The organism is Nitrospirillum guanabarense, from assembly GCF_034653355.1.
Lineage (GTDB): Bacteria > Pseudomonadota > Alphaproteobacteria > Azospirillales > Azospirillaceae > Nitrospirillum.
The window spans coordinates 242,701-259,104 of sequence record NZ_JAYEER010000004.1 but is presented as its reverse complement, the minus strand read 5'-3'; the positions used below and the strand labels follow the sequence as shown (position 1 = coordinate 259,104).

General features: G+C 70.5%; 12 protein-coding genes. 6 read left to right on the top strand and 6 right to left on the bottom strand.

Annotation, left to right across the window (positions count from 1 at the left end; genetic code table 11):
• Positions 1-152 precede the first annotated feature (152 nt).
• Complete coding sequence (locus tag UAA55_RS19215; protein WP_322954746.1) at positions 153-1,061, top strand: LysR family transcriptional regulator; 909 nt, start codon at positions 153-155, stop codon at positions 1,059-1,061.
• On the opposite strand, the gene UAA55_RS19210 is transcribed toward UAA55_RS19215, so the two are convergent.
• Positions 1,058-3,010, bottom strand: coding sequence for a potassium transporter Kup (locus UAA55_RS19210; RefSeq protein WP_322954745.1), 1,953 nt, complete (start codon positions 3,008-3,010; stop codon positions 1,058-1,060). The two genes, UAA55_RS19215 and UAA55_RS19210, sit on opposite strands and share 4 nt — an antisense overlap.
• A gap of 159 nt (positions 3,011-3,169) precedes the next feature.
• The gene (locus UAA55_RS19205) at positions 3,170-4,417 is read right to left on the bottom strand and encodes an ABC transporter substrate-binding protein (protein WP_322954744.1); all 1,248 of its coding nucleotides are present in this window, start codon (positions 4,415-4,417) and stop codon (positions 3,170-3,172) included.
• Positions 4,418-4,622: 205 nt separating this feature from the next.
• On the opposite strand from UAA55_RS19205, the gene UAA55_RS19200 reads away from it, so the two are divergent.
• The 4 genes from UAA55_RS19200 to UAA55_RS19185 are packed head-to-tail and all read left to right on the top strand — an operon-like array spanning position 4,623 to position 7,881.
• Positions 4,623-5,387, top strand: a complete 765-nt coding sequence (locus UAA55_RS19200; protein WP_322954743.1) for an ABC transporter ATP-binding protein — start codon at positions 4,623-4,625, stop codon at positions 5,385-5,387.
• Positions 5,380-6,084: an ABC transporter ATP-binding protein gene (locus UAA55_RS19195; RefSeq protein ID WP_322954742.1), complete on the top strand. Its 705-nt coding sequence runs from the start codon at positions 5,380-5,382 to the stop codon at positions 6,082-6,084. Before UAA55_RS19200 ends, UAA55_RS19195 begins: the two co-directional genes overlap by 8 nt.
• 1 nt (position 6,085) lies before the next feature.
• Positions 6,086-6,955: a branched-chain amino acid ABC transporter permease gene (locus UAA55_RS19190; RefSeq protein ID WP_322954741.1), complete on the top strand. Its 870-nt coding sequence runs from the start codon at positions 6,086-6,088 to the stop codon at positions 6,953-6,955.
• Positions 6,955-7,881 carry a branched-chain amino acid ABC transporter permease gene (locus UAA55_RS19185; protein WP_322954740.1) on the top strand — a complete coding sequence of 309 codons (927 nt, stop codon included), beginning with the start codon at positions 6,955-6,957 and terminating at the stop codon, positions 7,879-7,881. The genes UAA55_RS19190 and UAA55_RS19185 overlap by 1 nt, the downstream gene beginning before the upstream one ends.
• Here the strand turns inward: UAA55_RS19185 and UAA55_RS19180 are convergent.
• On the bottom strand, positions 7,871-8,662 hold the full coding sequence (locus tag UAA55_RS19180; RefSeq protein ID WP_322954739.1) for an NAD(P)H-dependent oxidoreductase: 792 nt from the start codon (positions 8,660-8,662) through the stop codon (positions 7,871-7,873). The genes UAA55_RS19185 and UAA55_RS19180 overlap by 11 nt on opposite strands.
• Positions 8,663-8,757: 95 nt before the next feature.
• Between UAA55_RS19180 and UAA55_RS19175 the strand changes: the two genes are divergently transcribed.
• Positions 8,758-9,675 (top strand): LysR family transcriptional regulator, encoded by a 918-nt coding sequence (locus UAA55_RS19175; protein ID WP_322954738.1) that lies wholly within the window; start codon positions 8,758-8,760, stop codon positions 9,673-9,675.
• Here UAA55_RS19175 and UAA55_RS19170 read toward each other — a convergent pair.
• From UAA55_RS19170 to ptsP, 3 genes are read right to left on the bottom strand one after another with little or no spacing between them, the layout of a single operon-like run.
• The gene (locus tag UAA55_RS19170; protein WP_322954737.1) at positions 9,672-11,693 is read right to left on the bottom strand and encodes a beta-N-acetylhexosaminidase; all 2,022 of its coding nucleotides are present in this window, start codon (positions 11,691-11,693) and stop codon (positions 9,672-9,674) included. The two genes, UAA55_RS19175 and UAA55_RS19170, sit on opposite strands and share 4 nt — an antisense overlap.
• A gap of 47 nt (positions 11,694-11,740) precedes the next feature.
• Complete coding sequence (nagE, locus tag UAA55_RS19165; protein ID WP_322954736.1) at positions 11,741-13,498, bottom strand: N-acetylglucosamine-specific PTS transporter subunit IIBC; 1,758 nt, start codon at positions 13,496-13,498, stop codon at positions 11,741-11,743.
• Positions 13,498-16,089 carry a phosphoenolpyruvate--protein phosphotransferase gene (gene ptsP / locus UAA55_RS19160; protein ID WP_322954735.1) on the bottom strand — a complete coding sequence of 864 codons (2,592 nt, stop codon included), beginning with the start codon at positions 16,087-16,089 and terminating at the stop codon, positions 13,498-13,500. Before ptsP ends, nagE begins: the two co-directional genes overlap by 1 nt.
• Between the last annotated feature and the right edge of the window lie 315 nt (positions 16,090-16,404).

The following is a 16,404-nucleotide window of genomic DNA, read 5'->3' as shown; positions in this document are numbered from 1 at the left end:
TGATCCATACTCATTGAGGCCATGTCACCCTCCGCTCATTGGTTCAAGCGGACGGTAGCCGGCAGGATGACATGGCGGAACGCGCACGGATTGCAGCATATTCGTGCATGCCACGCGCTATGTCGCGTCGCGCCGCGTGTTAGGATTACATCATGGCCACCCTGCCCGATCTGAACCTGCTGATCACTCTGGACGTGCTGCTGAGCGAGGGCAGCGTGGCCAAGGCCGCACGCCGCCTGCGGCTCAGCCCCTCGGCCATGAGCCGGGCGCTGGCCCGCCTGCGGGAGGTGACGGGCGACCCGCTGCTGGTGCGGGCGGGCCGGGGCCTGGTGCCGACGCCCCATGCCCTGGACCTGCGCGAGCGGGTGGCGCCCCTGGTGCGGGAGGCGGAGGCCGTGCTGCGCCCGGCGGAGGGGCTGGATTTGGCGCGCCTCACCCGCACCTTCACCCTGCGCACGCGGGAAGGCTTCGTGGAAAGCTTCGGTGTCGCGCTCGTCACCCGGGTGGCGCGGGAGGCGCCGGGTGTGCGCCTGCGCTTCGCGCCCAAGCCGGACAAGGGCAGCACGCCGCTGCGCGACGGCGCCGTGGATCTGGAAACCGGGGTGTTGGGCGACAGCATGGGGCCGGAGGTCCGCGCCCAAGCCCTGTTCCGCGACCGTTTCGTCGGCGTGGCGCGCACGGGGCATCCCCTGGGTGAGGGCGCCCTCACCCCCGCCCGCTTCGCCGCCGCCCGCCACATCGCCGTGGCCCGCCGCGACCACGACCCGGATCGCCGTCATGCCCCGGTGGACGCGGCGCTGGAACCGCTGGGCCTGGCACGCGATGTGGCCGTCATCGTCGGCGACTTCTCCGCGGCGTTGACCCTGGCCCGCGCCACCGACCTGGTGGCGACGGTGCCGGAGCGGCATACCCTGACCTTGCGCGAGGGCCTGTTCAGCTTCGCCCTGCCGGTCGATGTGCCGGAGATCACCGTGTCGCTGCTCTGGCACCCCCGCCTGGACGCCGACCCCGCCCATCGCTGGCTGCGCGGGTGCGTGCGCCAGGTCTGCGGGGAAAATTAGACCTCCAGCCTGAATCCCACTTCCATCACCTGTTCCGGCGGCAAGTGAAAGTAATCCGACGCCCGCAGGCCTAGGCGCTGCATCAGGTGATAGGCGGTCCAGATGGGGCCGGACAGGGCGGGGTTCCGCTCGGCGCGGATCAGCCGCTCATGCGAGATGTAGTAGGTCACCTCCTCCCGGCAGAAGGCCAGGCCCAGGCGGGCCAAGCCGCGCATGACCGTGGGCACGTCGGGCTTCTGCATGAAGCCGATGCGCACCGTCACCCGCCAGAAGCCGTTGCCCACCTGCTCCACCGCCAGGCGCTCACCGGCCGGCACGCGGGGCCGCTTGGTCGGCACCAGGGTCAGCAGGATGACGTGCTCATGCAGCACGCGATTGTGGGTGACGTGGTGCACCAGCATGGGCGACACCCGGTCGGCCGTGCGGGTCACGAACACCGCCGTGCCGGGCAGGCGGTGCACCACCGTCTCCTCCACCTGGCGCATGAAGTCGGCGAAGGTGGTGCCGCCCTCGCTCAGCTTGATCTGCACGATGGCGGTGCCCTTGCGCCAGGCGACCATGAGGAAGGCGATGAAGCCGCCGATGGCCAGCGGCAGCCAGCCGCCCTCCAGCAGCTTGGTGCTGTTGGCCACCAGGAAGGCCAGGTCCACGGCGGCGAAGAAGCCCATCATCAGGTTGGTGGGGATGGCCGGCCAGTTCCACAGCTCGCGCATCACCCGGCGCAGCAGGATGGTGGTGATCAGCATGGTGGCCGACACGGCGATGCCGTAGGCGGCGGCCAACGCCTCGGAATGGCGGAAGCCCAGGACGATCATCAGGGTCGCCAGCATCAGCAGCCAGTTGACCACGCCGACGTAGATCTGGCCATAGGACTTGCGCGAGGTGGGGGAGATGGACATGCGCGGCAGCAGGCGCAGGGTGATGGCCTGCCGCGTCATGGAGAACACGCCGGAGATCAGCGCCTGACTGGCGATGACGGTGGCCATGGTGGCCAGGATGACCAGGGGCACCATCGCCCAGTCCGGCGCCAGGCGGTAGAAGGGATTGTCCACCGCCTCCGGCTTGTCCAGCAGCAAGGCGCCCTGGCCCAGGTAGTTCAGGATCAGGGCGGGGAAGACGACCACGAACCAGGCCCGGCGAATGGCGCCGGCGCCGAAGTGGCCCATGTCGGCGTACAAGGCCTCCGCCCCCGTCAGCGCCAGGAAGACGGCGCCGAACACGGCGAAGGCCACGCCCGGCGCATGCACCAGCAGGTGCTCGGCCGACAGCGGGTTGAAGGCCAGCAGGATGTCCGGCCGCTGTGCCACATGCCACAGGCCGACGGCCGCCAGCACACCGAACCACAGGGCCATGATGGGACCGAACAGGCGGCCGATGGCGCCGGTGCCCCGGTACTGGATGGCGAACAGGGCCACCAGCACCGCCACGGTCAGGGGCAGGACGAAGGCGCCCAGGTGGCTGTCGGCCACGACCAGTCCCTCCATGGCCGACAGGACGGAGATGGCGGGGGTGATGGCACCGTCGCCGAATAGCAGGGCGGCGCCGCAGATGCCCAGGAACACCACCATGGGCACCATCTCCTTGGCGCTGGGCGGATGCACCAGCGACAAGAGCGAGAGGATGCCGCCCTCGCCGTCATTGTCGGCGCGCAGCACCAGGGCCACGTACTTCACCGCCACGATCAGGATCAGCGCCCAAATGATCAGGCTGACCACCCCCAGCACATCGCCCTCGCTGGGCAGGCGGCCGTGGTGGGTGACCGCCCCCAGGGCCGTCTGCATGGCATAGAGGGGGGAGGTGCCGATGTCGCCGAAGACCACGCCCAGCGCCCCCAGCATCAGCATGCCGCGGCTGCCATGGATATGGCCGTGGCCGTGCTGCTCATGCAGGCCGTCAGGCGCGGGGGCGGCCGCGCCCCCGTCCTTCGCCATCGGTTCCGTGTTGGTCATCCGTCCGGTCCCCGCCCCAATCCCGCAATGAGTCCTGCCCAGGTGGGCCTACTGGAGATAGGCCGCCCCGCCCGACCTTCTACCGCCGGTGTGGTCGGGGCGGCAATGCGGCGAATGGGGCTTCAAAACCCGAAGCCGGATCACGGTGCCTTCTTGGCCTCAATGGGCTTTGGTCAGGGGGCAGGCGCCCTTGTCCTGGGCCTGATAGGCCTCCTCACCCGGAATGGTGCGCAGCAGCTTGTAATAGTCCCAGGGCTTCTTGCTTTCTTCCGGCTTCTTCACCTCGAACAGGTACATGTCGTGCACCATGGTGCCGTCCTGGCGCACCGTGCCCTTGGCGAACATGTCGTCCACCGGCAGCTCGCGCATCTTGGCCGCCACCGCCTTGGCGTCGGTGGTGCCGGCCGCCTTGACCGCCTTCAGGTAATGCAGGACCGAGGAATAGGTTCCGGCCTGGATCATGTTGGGCATGCGCTTCACCTTCTGGAAATAGCGCTCCGCCCACTGCCGGCTGGCGTCGTCGCGGTCCCAGTAGAACGCTTCGGTCAGCACCAGCCCCTGCGCCGTCTTCAGGCCCAGGGCATGCACGTCGCTGAGGGTGAACAGCAGGCCGGCCAGCTTCTGCCCCCCCTTGGTGATGCCGAATTCCGCCGCCTGCTTGATGGCGTTGGTGGTGTCGGTGCCGGCGTTGGCCAGGCCGATGACCTGCGCCTTGGACGCCTGGGCCTGCAACAGGAAGGAGGAGAAATCGCTGTTGTTGAAGGGCGCGTTGACCGCCCCCACCACCGACCCGCCCTTGGCGGTCACGAAGTCGGTCGTGTCCTTTTCCAGCTGGTGGCCGAAGGCGTAGTCGGCGGTGATGAAGAACCAGGACTTGCCGCCCGATTCCACCAGCGCCCCGCCCGTGCCGCGCGCCAGCGCGTAGGTGTCGTAGGCCCAGTGGAAGCCGGTGGGCGAACACGCCTCATTGGTCAGCTTGGAGGTGGCGGCCCCCACCACGATGTCGATCTTGCCCCGTTCCTTGGCCAGGTCCTGCACCGCCAGAGCGACGGAGGAGGTGGTAAGCTCGCCGATCATGTCCACGGCGTCGGCGTCGAACCACTGGCGGGCGATGGCGACACCCGTGTCCGGCTTGTTCTGGTGGTCGGCGCTGAGCAGCACGATCTTGCGCCCCAGCACGCTGCCGCCGAAATCCTCGATGGCCATCTGCGCCGCCACGACCGAGCCTCGGCCGCCGAAGTCGGCGTAGGTGCCGGACTGGTCGTTCAGGATGCCGATGCGCACCGGCTTCGCCGTGTCCGCCTCGGAAGCGGCCCGTGCCGCCCCCAGCGCCAGCAGACTGAACGCCGCGGCGCCCAGCAGCGCCCCGAGAAGCAGGGGGCCGCGCCGTGTCAGAGTTCCGCTCATCCGCTTCCTCCCGATATCGTTATGGTCGGCGCCCGACCCTGCCGATCCCGGCGCCGCTGCCCGCCACTATGCCGCATCCCGGGCGATCCGGGAATGCAACACCTTGAAATATCTTGTTGCCCTGGGCCTAATGATGGCGGGAGATCAGGATGCCGGCGTCAAGCCGGCCAGGATGCGCGACAGGGCAGGCCCGATGACCGAGCCAATGACGGACGTGATCCTGGAGACACGGGGACTGACCAAGTCCTTCCGGGGCTTCACCGCCGTGCGCGACCTGGACTTCACCGTGCGCCGGGGAACCATCCACGCCCTGATTGGCCCCAACGGCGCCGGCAAGACCACCGTGTTCAACCTGCTGACCAAGTTCCTGGCGCCGACGTCCGGCCACATCCTGCATGACGGCGCGGACATCACCGGCGCCAGCCCGGCCGCCATCGCCCGGCGGGGCATAGGCCGCTCCTTCCAGATCTCCGCCACCTTCCCCCACCTGTCGGCGCTGGAGAACGTGCGCGTGGCGCTGCAGCGGCGCACGCCCGGCCGTTTCCATTTCTGGCGGACGGAATCCACACTGGCCGCGCTGAACGACCAGGCATTGTCCCTGCTGGCCGAGGTCGGGCTGGAAGCGCGCGCCCAAGAACCGGCCGGCACCCTGCCCTACGGCGCCAAGAAGGCGCTGGAGATCGCCACCACGCTGGCGCTGGACCCAGCCGTCCTGCTGCTGGACGAGCCGCTGGCCGGCATGGGGCGGGAGGACGTGGACCGCACCGCCGCCCTGATCCGCCGCGCGGCGCAACGGGAAAACGGCGGACGGACGGTGGTGATGGTGGAACACAACCTGGGCGTGGTCGCCGACCTGTCGGACCGCATCACCGTACTGCAGCGGGGGGAAATCCTGGCCGAGGGCAGCTACGCCGACATCGCAGCCGACCGCGCGGTGCGCGAAGCCTACATGGGGACCGGGCATGCCTGAGACGGTGCTGTCGGTCAGCGGCCTGGACGGCCATTACGGCGACAGCCATGTGCTGCACGGCGTGGCATTCAACGTCCAGGCGGGGGAGATCGTGACCCTGGTGGGGCGCAATGGCGCGGGCAAGACCAGCACCCTGCGCGCCATCATGGGCCTGCTGCCCCGCCGTAGCGGCTCCATCGAATTGAGAGGTCGGCAGTTGATCGGCCTGCCGCCACACCGCATCGCCCGCGCCGGCATCGGCTACGTCCCCGACGACCGGGGCATCTTCGCCAGCCTGTCGGTGGCGGAGAACCTGGCCCTGCCACCGCGCGCGCAGGCGGGCGCCTTGAGCGATGGTGAGATCGACGCCCTGTTCCCCCGCATGAAGGAGCGGTGGGCCAGCCCCGGCACCAAGCTGTCGGGCGGGGAGCAGCAGATGCTGGCCATCGCCCGCGCGCTTCGCACCGGCGCCCGCCTGCTGCTGCTGGACGAACCGACGGAGGGCCTGGCCCCCGTCATCGTGCAGCGGATCGGCCAGATCATCCGCGACCTGAAGGGCCGGGGCCACACCGTGCTGCTGGTGGAGCAGAACGTGCACTTCGCCGCCACGGTGGCCGACCGCCACATCGTCATGGAGAACGGGCGGGTGGTGGACACTCTCGACAACGCCGACCTGGCGGCCGACCCCGGCCGGCTGGACCGCTTCCTGGGGGTGTGAGATGTCCGTTCAGATCCTGTCGGGACAGCTGCTGCTGGGCCTCATCAACGGCGCCTTTTACGCCCTGCTGAGCCTGGGCCTGGCCGTCATCTTCGGCGTGTTGGGCATCATCAACTTCGCCCATGGCGCCTTCTACATGGTGGGGGCCTTCGCCGCCTGGGGATTGGCCACGTATCTCGACATCGGCTATTGGCCAGCCCTGGTGCTGGTGCCCCTGGCCTTGGGCTTGGTGGGCATGGGGGTGGAGCGACTGATGCTGAAGCGGCTGGGCGGCCTGGACCCGCTGTACGGACTGCTGGCCACCTTCGGCTTGGCCCTGGTGCTGGAAGGCACCTTTCGGCAGGTCTACGGGTCCTCCGGCCAGCCCTACCCGGTGCCGGACGCGCTGCAGGGTGGGGTGAATTTGGGGTTCATGTTCCTGCCGCTCTATCGCGGCTGGGTGGTCGCGGCCTCCATCGTCGTCTGCCTCGCCACCTGGCTGGCCATCGAACGCACCGCCCTGGGCGCCCGCCTGCGCGCGGCGACGGAACGGCCGGACGTGGCCCAGGCCCTAGGCCTCAACGTGCCCCTGCTGGTCACCGTCACCTTCGGCGTGGCGGTGGCACTGGCGGCCTTCGCCGGGGTCATGGCCGCCCCCGTCTACCAGGCCAACCCCCTGATGGGCAGCAATCTGATCATCGTCGTCTTCGCCGTGGTGGTCATCGGCGGCATGGGGTCCCTGTCCGGCGCCATCCTCAGCGGCTATGGCCTGGGCTTGGCCGAAGGCCTGACCAAGGTGTTCTATCCCCCCGCCGCCAACATCGTGGTGTTCGTCATCATGGCATGCGTGCTGATGGTGCGTCCCGCCGGGCTGTTCGGGCGGGCCAGCTGATGCGCGCGCCTCCCATCGCTCTCCTGGCCCTGATCGCCCTGGCCCTGCTGGTGGCCGCCCCCTGGGTGGTCTACCCCGCCTTCCTGATGAAGGCCCTGTGCTTCGCCCTGTTCGCCGCCGCCTTCAACCTGCTGCTGGGCTACGCCGGCCTGCTGTCCTTCGGCCATGCCGCGTTCTTCGGCGGGGCGGCTTATGTCACCGCCCATGCCGCCAAGGTCTGGGGCTGGCCGCCGGAACTGGCCATCCTGGGCGGCACGCTGGCCGCCGCCGCGCTGGGCCTGGCCATGGGCGCGCTGGCCATCCGCCGGCAGGGCATCTATTTCGCCATGACCACGCTGGCGCTGGCGCAGATGCTGTTCTTCCTGTTCCTGCAAGCTCCCTTCACCGGCGGTGAGGACGGCATCCAGGGGGTACCCCAGGGCCGCCTGTTGGGCCTGGTCGACCTTGGCCAACCCACCAGCGCCTATTACGCCGTGCTGGCCGTCGCGGCCCTCGGGTACCTGGCTCTCTACCGCATCGTCCATTCGCCCTTCGGCCAGGTGCTGAAGGCGGTGCGCGACAACGAGGCGCGCGCCCGGTCGCTGGGCTATGAGGTCGACCGCTACAAGCTGGCGGCCTTCGTGCTGTCGGCGACGCTGGCGGGCCTGGCCGGCGGCACCAAGGCCCTGGTCTTCCAGATCGCCACCCTGACGGATGTGCAGTGGCAGATGTCGGGCGAGGTGGTGCTGATGACCCTGCTGGGCGGCATCGGCACCGTGGCCGGCCCAGCCGTTGGCGCCTTCCTGTCCGTGGGCCTGGAAAGCGCGCTGGCCACCAGCGGCCTGCCCGTCGCCGCCGTCATCGGCGCCGTCTTCATCGCCTGCGTCCTGGTCTTCCGCCGGGGCCTGGTGGGCGAAATCGGGGCGCGACTGAAGATCAGGCTTTGACCCCCTCCCGCAGATGTAACGCGAAGCCGGTGGCGCCGCCGCCCAATCCCTCCCGCAGTTCCATGCTGGGGATCCGGTAGTCCCCGCCGTTCTGCCGCCGATAGGGGATGGGGGCCGTCTGCTCCAAGGTGCGCAGGTGTTCCCGCAAACGCTCGGCCTCGCGCTCGAAGCCCGCCGCGTCCAGCCGATCCGCCTGGTACAGGACGAAGGGCGGCAGGACGGCGTAGCCCGGGTAGTAGAGGATGCCGTGGTGGATGGGGAACAGCAGGTCGTCGATGGGGCCATTGATGCCACGCGGGCCATAGTGCGGCGCCCAGCCGCCGGCGGTGGTGATGACCATGGCGCGCTTGCCCTGGAAGACGCCCTCGCCATAGCGGTCGCCCCAGCGACGGTCGCTATGTTCGCCCACGCCATAGGCGAATCCATAGGCAAACACGCGATCAACCCAGCCCTTCAGGATGGCCGGCATGGTGAACCACCAGAGGGGGAACTGCAGGATCAGCATGTCGGCCCAGCGCAGCTTTTCCTGTTCCGCCAGCACGTCGGCCGTCAACCGGCCGGCGGCGTAGCCGTCGCGCGACGCCAGCACCGGCACCAGGCGATCCTCAGGCTTAAGGTCAGGGAAGTCGGCGTGGTCGACCACGGCCTTCCAGCCCATGGCGTGGAGGTCGGACACCTGGACGGTGTGGCCCTGGGCCTGAAGCTCGGCGACGGCGACATCGCGCAACGCGCCATTCAACGACCGGGGATCGGGATGGGCAAAGACGAGAAGAACGTTCATGGGGTTGGTGCTCCAGATTAGCGAACCGACCCCTCAGGTAGACCTGATCCCATCCATGCGCTACAGATGGGCAATGCATAAGATCATGCCGAATTATGGATAAGTCCGGCGTCACGCTAGAGCGCATGCGCGCCTTCGTCCGCGTGGCGGAGCGGGGCAATTTGTCGGCCGTGGCGCGGGAGCTGGGGGTGGGCCAGTCCACTGTCACCCGCCAGCTGCGCGAACTGGAAGAGGCGGTGGGCGTGCCCCTCTTGAGCCGCACCACCCGGCGCGTCACCCCGACGGAGGAAGGCGCGCGCTATCACGCCCAGTGCGTCCAGATCCTGCGACTGGTGGATCAGGCGTCGGATGAGGCGCGTGGTGGCCGGCAGGGCGCGGCGGGCACCATCCGCCTATCCTGCACGGCGGCCCTGGGCGTACGCCATATCAGTCGCCTGCTGTTCGCCTTCCAGGATCGTCACCCGGACATTGGCATCGATTTGAGCCTGACGGATGAGCGTGTGGACTTGGTGCGGGAGGGCGTGGACATCGCGCTGCGCCTCGGCCCCCTGACCGACAGCACCCTGAAGCTGAAGCCCCTGGGCCGTTCACGCCGATCGCTGATGGCCTCGCCGGGCTATCTGGCGCGGCGGGGCCGGCCCACCCGGCCGCAAGACTTGGCAGGCCACGACATCGTCCGCATGTCCAACGTATCCGGCAGCGACACCCTGGTGCTGCACGGACCCGATGGCGGCCTGACCGAGGTGCCGGCGGGCGGACGCTTCCGCGTCGACCATGGCCTGGGTGCGCGCGAGGCGCTGGCGGCCGGCCGGGGCATCGGCCCCACCCACCATTGGCTGGTGGATGACCTGCTGGCCGATGGCCGGGTGGAGATCGTCCTGCCCGGCCATAGTCCGCCGCCGGTGCCCTTCAACATGCTGATCGTGCCGGAACGGGCGGGCATCGCCCGCGTCCGCCTGCTGATCGACTTCCTGGCGGACACCGTGCCGGGCATCCCGGGCATGGGGCCTTAGCGGGCGGCCTTCACCAGCTTGGTCACCGCCGGCAGGATGGCGAACTCCAACTCGGCGCCCGGTTCAACCGCCTCCGCCAGCGCCTTGTCCGCGGCGGCACGGTCGGCCAGGGGCTTGCCGGTGGCCACGGCATCAGCGGCGGCCAGCCCCGCCTCGGCCAGGCGGGTCAGCTTGGCCGCCGGACCCGTCAGTTCCGCCAGCAACGGCGTGGCCTGCCGGTAGGGGGTCAGCAGCGTCTCCGCCGTCCGCCACCGCTCCAACATGCCCCGCACCTGCGCCTGAGCGGCGGCGGCGCCGGGCTGGGCGATGAGGCGGTCCACCGCCAGGCCGAACTCCCGCGCCACGGCGCTTTCCGCCGGGACCGCGTCCACCAGGCGGTTCAGGGGCGTGGACTGCACGGCGTCCGGCCGCCGGGTGGAGCGGTTATAGTCCTTCAGCGGTTCCACCGTCTGAGCCAGGGGCCATAGGGCGCCAACGCCCGCCGGCCCCGCCACCCGGGTAAGCATGGCGTCTCTCGCCGTCACATGCCGCGAGCCGGCAAAGGCCAAGTCATCGGCCACACTGTCCAAACGCGCGTACATGGCCGGGACATCGGCCGTCATGTCCTTGGGCGACCACAGCTTTTCCGCCACCACGGCGGCACGGGGCCATAGGCGGATGTCCAGGTTCTCCGGTGACAGCCGCTCGCTCCAGGCGCAGGCCTCGCCGCCCAGGATCAGGCCCTCCAACCCCGCCGGCAGGTTTTCCGGCATGGGGTCGGCGGCGTAGTGGCGGCCGGCCGGCCAGCTCAGATCCAGATAGTAGGGGGCGGACAGGATGCCGGCATGGCCGGCCAGCGCCGCCTTCTTCAGCGATTCCGTGTCCCGCCAGGACTGCACCACCACGTCCTTGGGCATGTCACCGTCCATGATCTCATCCCAGCCGATGGCATGCTTGCCGTGGCGGGCGACGATGGCCTGCACCTTGGTGGTGAACAGGGCCTGCAAGGCGGCGGTGTCCCTCAGGCCATGGGCCTTCATATAGGCCTGGACGGCGGGGCTGGCCTTCCACTGTTCGCCGTTCACCTCATCCCCACCGATGTGGAAGTAAGGATCGGGGAACAGCGCAGTCATTCCGCCAACGAGACGATCCAGGAATTGGTATGTGCTGTCGCGCGTCGGGTCCAACGCGGGATCGAAGACGCCCCAGTGCCGCTCGACGGTGTAGGGGCCGGGCGCGCTGGCCAGTTCCGGATAACCCACCAGCCAGGCGGTGGTGTGGCCGGGCATGTCGAATTCCGGCACCACGCGGATGCCCCGGTCGGCGGCGTAGCGGATGATCTGGCGCACCTGGTCCTGGGTGTAGAAGTCGCCATCCGACCCCAACTGGTGCAGCTTGGGGAAGACCTTGCTTTCCACGCGGAAGCCCTGGTTGTCGGCGAGGTGCCAATGCAGCACGTTCAGCTTCACCGCCTGCATCAGGTCGATGGTGCGTTCCACCGAGGCGATGGGCATGAAGTGGCGCGACACATCCAACAGCAGGCCACGCCAGGGGAAACGCGGCTGGTCGTGGATGGTTACCGCCGGCACGGCCCAGCCCTGGGGGCCGTTGGCCACCAGCTGGGCGAAGGTGGCGACGCCCCGGTTGATGCCGATCGATGTCGCGGCCGTGATGCTGGCGCCGGTTGGCGTCACCGTCAGGGTGTAGGCCTCATCCTCCTGGGGCGCCGGCACGGCGGCGCTGACGCCCGTGACGGTCAGCGTCAGGGTCGCCTTCCCCTTTGCTGTCGGCGCGCCGGCCAGGAACTGCCCGGTCTTGGCGGCCAGGCGCTGGATCAGGGTGTGGGCCGCCGCGGTCAGGTGCGGGTCGGCGGGCCCCGCCAGCGCTACGGTGAAGCCGCCATCCACCAGCAACTGCCCCGTGCCCGCGCTCATGGCCGCCGGCAGGGGCATGAGCGCCGCCTGCTGGGCGTAGGCGGCGGAACCGACGCTGGCGGCCATCAGGGTGACGCCGGAGACAAGCAAGGCCTTCAATCGCATGGGTAAGTGCCCCTGAGGAAAGCGGAACCGTGGATGGGGTTGGGCCGTCAGCCCCTGGTCATGGCGTGGGTCAGGGCATCGGCCAGCGGGGCGGCGGGCCCCCCCAGCAGCAGGTGCAGGCGGCCGGCGCCGACCCGGGCCACACCGCGCAAGCCCAGGGACAGCAAGCGCCCCTCGTCCACGCCGGCGGCGTCGGCGACACCCAGCAACAGGCGGGTGGCGCGGGCCTCCACCGCCTGGACGTTGGCCGTGCCGCCCAGGGCCGCCAGCACGGCGGCGACATCGGGCAAGGGGGCCGGAGCGGCGACCGGCGCCGGTTCCTCCACCGCAACGGCGACAGCAAGCGCACCGCCCGCCGGCAGATGGGTCAAGGCCTTGCGGATCTCGCCCGCCACCTGGTCGGCCACGGGGCCCAGCACCACCTGCAAGGCGGTGGCGTTGGGGCGGACCACACCGCGGGAACCCAGGGCCGTCAGCGCCGCCTCATCCACCGCGCGGTTGTCGGCCAGCACCAGGCGCAGTCGGGTGGTGCAGGCATCCACGGTACGGATGTTGCCGGCCCCGCCCAAGGCGACGACGAAGCCGCCGCCCCGACCCTGCTCGGCCAGCGCTTGGGTGGACACGACCGCCACCGGCGCATCTTCCCGCCCCAGGGTCTTCAGGTTGAAGCGGCGGATGACGAAGGCGAAGGCGGCGTAATAGACGGCGAAGTAGGCGGCACCCACGGGCAGCAGCAGCAGGGGCCGCGTCGCCTTGCCGAAATTGACGATGTAGTCGACCAGCCCGGCGGAGAAGGTGAAGCCCAGCTTCACCCCCAGCACGTCCATCACCACCATGGCCAGGCCCGTCAGCACGGCGTGCAAGGCGTAGAGGGGCGGGGCCACGAACATGAAGGTGAACTCGATGGGCTCGGTCACGCCGGTCAGGAAGGCGGTCAGCGCCATGGACAGCAGCATTCCGCCGATGGCCGCCCGCCGTTCGGGCTTGGCCGCGCGGTACATGGCCAGGCAGGCCGCCGGCAGGCCGAACATCATGACGGGGAAATAGCCGGCCATGAAGCCGCCGGCCGTGGGGTCGCCGGCGAAGAAGCGCTTCAGATCGCCCGTGGCCCCGTGATAGTCGCCCAGGATGAACCAGGCGACGTTGTTCAGTATGTGGTGCAGGCCGGTGATGATCAGCACCCGGTTCAGCAGGCCGTAGAGGAACAGGCCGACGTCGCCGGCCGACAGCACAGCGCGGCTGAGCCCGTCCAGCCCGGCCTCAAGCACCGGCCAGCCGAAGCCGAAGACCAGCGCCAGGCCCAAGCCGGCGAAGCCCGTGGCGATGGGCACGAAGCGCCGGCCGCCGAAGAAGGACAGGAACTCCGGCAGCTTCAATTCGCTGTAGCGGTTGTAGAGGCCGCCGGCCAGCAGGCCGGACAGGATGCCGGCCGGCACGCCGATCTTGGCCACCGCCTTGATCTTGTAGCTGGTGGCGGCGGCGTCCAGCGCCGTTCCGGTGAGGCCGGCCACCACCTCGGGCGGCACGCGCACCAGGGCCTGCGCCCCCTGCGTCGCCACCAGGAAGCCCACCACACCAGCCAGGCCGGCGGCGCCGTTGTTCTCCCGCGCCAGGCCCACCGCCACGCCGATGGCGAAGACCAGGCCCAGGTTGGTGAAGATGGCCTCGCCGGCGGCGGCGATGAAGGGGATGCCCAGCAGATCGGGCTGCCCCAGACGCAGCAGCAGGCCGGCCACCGGCAACACGGCGATGGGCAGCATGAGGGCGCGGCCCAGCTGCTGTATCAGGGCGAAGCGGTCGCGCATCAGGCGGCTCCCTCGGTGATGGCGACGGCGAGACCGGCGCGGGCCAACAGGCTGCGCACGGCGGCGGCGGACTCCTGCGCCAGGGCCTCGGTGGCGAGCGCCACGCAAGCGGCCTTGTCCAGCGGGCGCAGGGCCGCCTTGATGTCCGGGATGGTGGGCGGGGTGGCCGACAGCTCCGTCACGCCCAGGCCCACAAGCAGGGGGGCGGCGGCGGGGTCGGAGGCCAGGGCGCCGCATACGCCCACCCAGCGGCCGTGCTTGGCCGCCCCCTCCGCCGTCTGGCGGATGAGGCGCAGCACGGCGGGGTGCAGGGCGTCCAGCCGGGCGGCCAGGTCAGGGTTCCCCCGGTCCATGGCCAGCACGTACTGCGTCAGGTCGTTGGTGCCGATGGACAGGAAGTCGGCCTCGGTGGCCAGCTGGTCGGCCGTCACCGCCGCCGCCGGCGTTTCCACCATGACGCCCAGCTGCACCGGCGGGGCGTGGCCCAGGGCCTCGCGCTCGTGGTCCAGCATGTCGCGCACGGCCCGCACCTCATCCAGGGTGGCGACCATGGGCACCATGATGCGGCACTGGCCCACGGGGCGGACGCGCAGGATGGCGCGCAACTGGGTGCGCAGAATCTCCGGCCGGCGCAGGCCGATGCGCACGCCGCGCAGGCCCAGGATGGGGTTCTCCTCCCGCGGCAGCGGCAGGTAGGGCAAGGGCTTGTCCCCGCCCACGTCCAGGGTGCGGATGATCAGCGGCCGGCCGGCCAAGGCCGTCGCCACCGCCTGGTATTGGGCCGCCTGCTCATCCTCATCGGGCGCCGTCTGGCGGTCCAGGAACAGGAATTCGGTGCGCAGTAGGCCGCAGCCCTCCGCCCCCTTGGCCACACCCTTCACCGCGTCGGCCACCTTGCCGACATTGGTGTAGACCTCGATGCGGGTGCCGTCGGCCATGACGCAGTCGGCGGCCGCCGCCTTCAGGTTGGCCTCGGCCAGCACCTTGCGCCGCGCGGTCTCGCGCTCCAGCTTGGCCAGGTCATCGGCTGGCGGCTGTACGTGCAGAAGGCCGCGATCGGCGTCCAGGATCAGCGGGGCGTCATCGGGGATGCGCAGCACGGCGGCCCCGCCCGCCACCAGGGCCGGCACGCCCATGGAGGCCGCCAGGATGGCCACATGACTGGTGGGACCGCCGCGCGCAGTGCAGAAGCCGGCCAAGCGGCCGCCGTCCAGGTTGCTGAGCTGGCTGGGCATCAGCTCTTCCGCCACCAGGATGGCGCCCTGCGGCAGGATTACCGGCTGCGGTTCCCGCCCGGCCAGGGCCAGCATGACCTGGCGGCGCAGGTCGATCAGGTCGGCGGCACGCTCCGCCATGCGCGGGTTGCCCAGGGCGCGCAGGGCGGCGGCGGACCGGTCGGTGGCGGCGCGCCAGGCACTCCCCGCGGCTTCGCCGCCGGCAATGGCAGCCTGCGCCTCATCCAGCAAGTCGGGGTCGTCCAGGATGGCCAGGTGCGCCTGGAAGATGTCGCGGCGCTGGGTCTGGCGCGTCTCCTCCGCGTGGGCCACGGCGGCGGCCAGGCGGGCGCGCACCCGGTCCAGGGCGGCGGCCAGGGCCTGCCGCTCGGCATCGGCGCCCAGGCCGCTGGCCGGCACCTCCACCTCCTCTTCCTGCAGGCGGAAGGCGCGGCCCAGCGCCAGGCCCGGGGCGGCGGTGACGGCGCGGATGACGGCCGTCTCGCCCGGGGCGAAGGGCGGCTGGGCCTCCAGCGCCGGCGGTTCATCGTGCGGCGGCACGGCGGCGCTGGGCAGCGAGGGCACGGGCAGCGCCTCGGCAAGGGGAACTGGTGTCTCGCCCAGGCCGGCCGAGATCGCGGCGGCCACGGCGGCCACGGCGGCGGCAGCGTCCTCCCCCTCCGCCAGCACGGTCAGGGCGTCGCCATGGCGCAGGCCCAGCGACATGGCGGCTACGGCACTCTTGGCATTGGCGCGGCGGCCTTGCGCCGCCAGGAAGACGGCGGCGGCATAAGGCTTGGCGGCGGCGGCCAACACGGCGGAGGGCCGGGCGTGCAGGCCATGCACCAGGGGCAGCACCACTGATTGTTCCGCACTCTGGGTGCGTTCCCCGGTGGCGGCACTGGCGGCACCGTCGCCCTGCACCAGCAGGGTCAGCAGCACCTCGCCCGCGCGCACCGGCACGCCGGTCCTGACCTCCACCACCGTGGCGGCCGGGCCGCCGGCGACGATCAGCGGGGTCAGCAGGCTTTTGGCTTCCCGGGCCAGCAGGTCCATGTCGAAGTCGATCAGGGCATCGCCGGCCCGCACCAGCGCGCCCTCGGCCACATGGACGGTGAAGCCCCGGCCGCCCAGGGCCACGGTCTCCAGCCCCACGTGCATCAGGATTTCCACGCCGCAGTCGGCGCGCAAGGTCACGGCGTGGCGCGCGCGGTGGACGGTCAGCACCACGCCGTCGCACGGGGCCCGCAGGGTGGCGCCCGTCGGGTCCAGCGCCAGCCCCTCCCCCATCATGCGCTGGGCGAAGACGGGATCGGGCACCTCGTCCAGCGGGGTCGCCCATCCGTCCAGCGGGGCCAGCAAGGTGAGCCGCGTCACGTTTGCCGTTCCCGGCGTCGCACCGGCTGGCGCCCCATTTCCCACCATCGAACCGCCCACGCCTCTTCCTCATTTCCCGGCACCCTGGGGCACCGTTTCGGCATTCAACCCGACTAAAGCACGCCGCCCCCGGTAGCGGGCAAGCGGCGGGACGCCTCATCCCGCGAAACCCCAACCCCGGGAAAAAGGGGCCCGGACGGACGTCCGGGCCTTTCCAAGTTCGGGGAGATCGAGAGCACAATCCAAAGAAAGTACGCCCTCACGGAAACAACCCGCCGTCCGTGACGAACCAGCCGACGGGGCACTGGCGGCGGC

Coding starts and splice junctions, on each gene's coding strand:
- UAA55_RS19215 (WP_322954746.1), top strand. CDS start 153: ATGGCCACCCTGCCCGATCTGAACCTGCTGATCACTCTGGACGTGCTG.
- UAA55_RS19210 (WP_322954745.1), bottom strand. CDS start 3,010: ATGACCAACACGGAACCGATGGCGAAGGACGGGGGCGCGGCCGCCCCC.
- UAA55_RS19205 (WP_322954744.1), bottom strand. CDS start 4,417: ATGAGCGGAACTCTGACACGGCGCGGCCCCCTGCTTCTCGGGGCGCTG.
- UAA55_RS19200 (WP_322954743.1), top strand. CDS start 4,623: ATGACGGACGTGATCCTGGAGACACGGGGACTGACCAAGTCCTTCCGG.
- UAA55_RS19195 (WP_322954742.1), top strand. CDS start 5,380: ATGCCTGAGACGGTGCTGTCGGTCAGCGGCCTGGACGGCCATTACGGC.
- UAA55_RS19190 (WP_322954741.1), top strand. CDS start 6,086: ATGTCCGTTCAGATCCTGTCGGGACAGCTGCTGCTGGGCCTCATCAAC.
- UAA55_RS19185 (WP_322954740.1), top strand. CDS start 6,955: ATGCGCGCGCCTCCCATCGCTCTCCTGGCCCTGATCGCCCTGGCCCTG.
- UAA55_RS19180 (WP_322954739.1), bottom strand. CDS start 8,662: ATGAACGTTCTTCTCGTCTTTGCCCATCCCGATCCCCGGTCGTTGAAT.
- UAA55_RS19175 (WP_322954738.1), top strand. CDS start 8,758: ATGGATAAGTCCGGCGTCACGCTAGAGCGCATGCGCGCCTTCGTCCGC.
- UAA55_RS19170 (WP_322954737.1), bottom strand. CDS start 11,693: ATGCGATTGAAGGCCTTGCTTGTCTCCGGCGTCACCCTGATGGCCGCC.
- nagE (WP_322954736.1), bottom strand. CDS start 13,498: ATGCGCGACCGCTTCGCCCTGATACAGCAGCTGGGCCGCGCCCTCATG.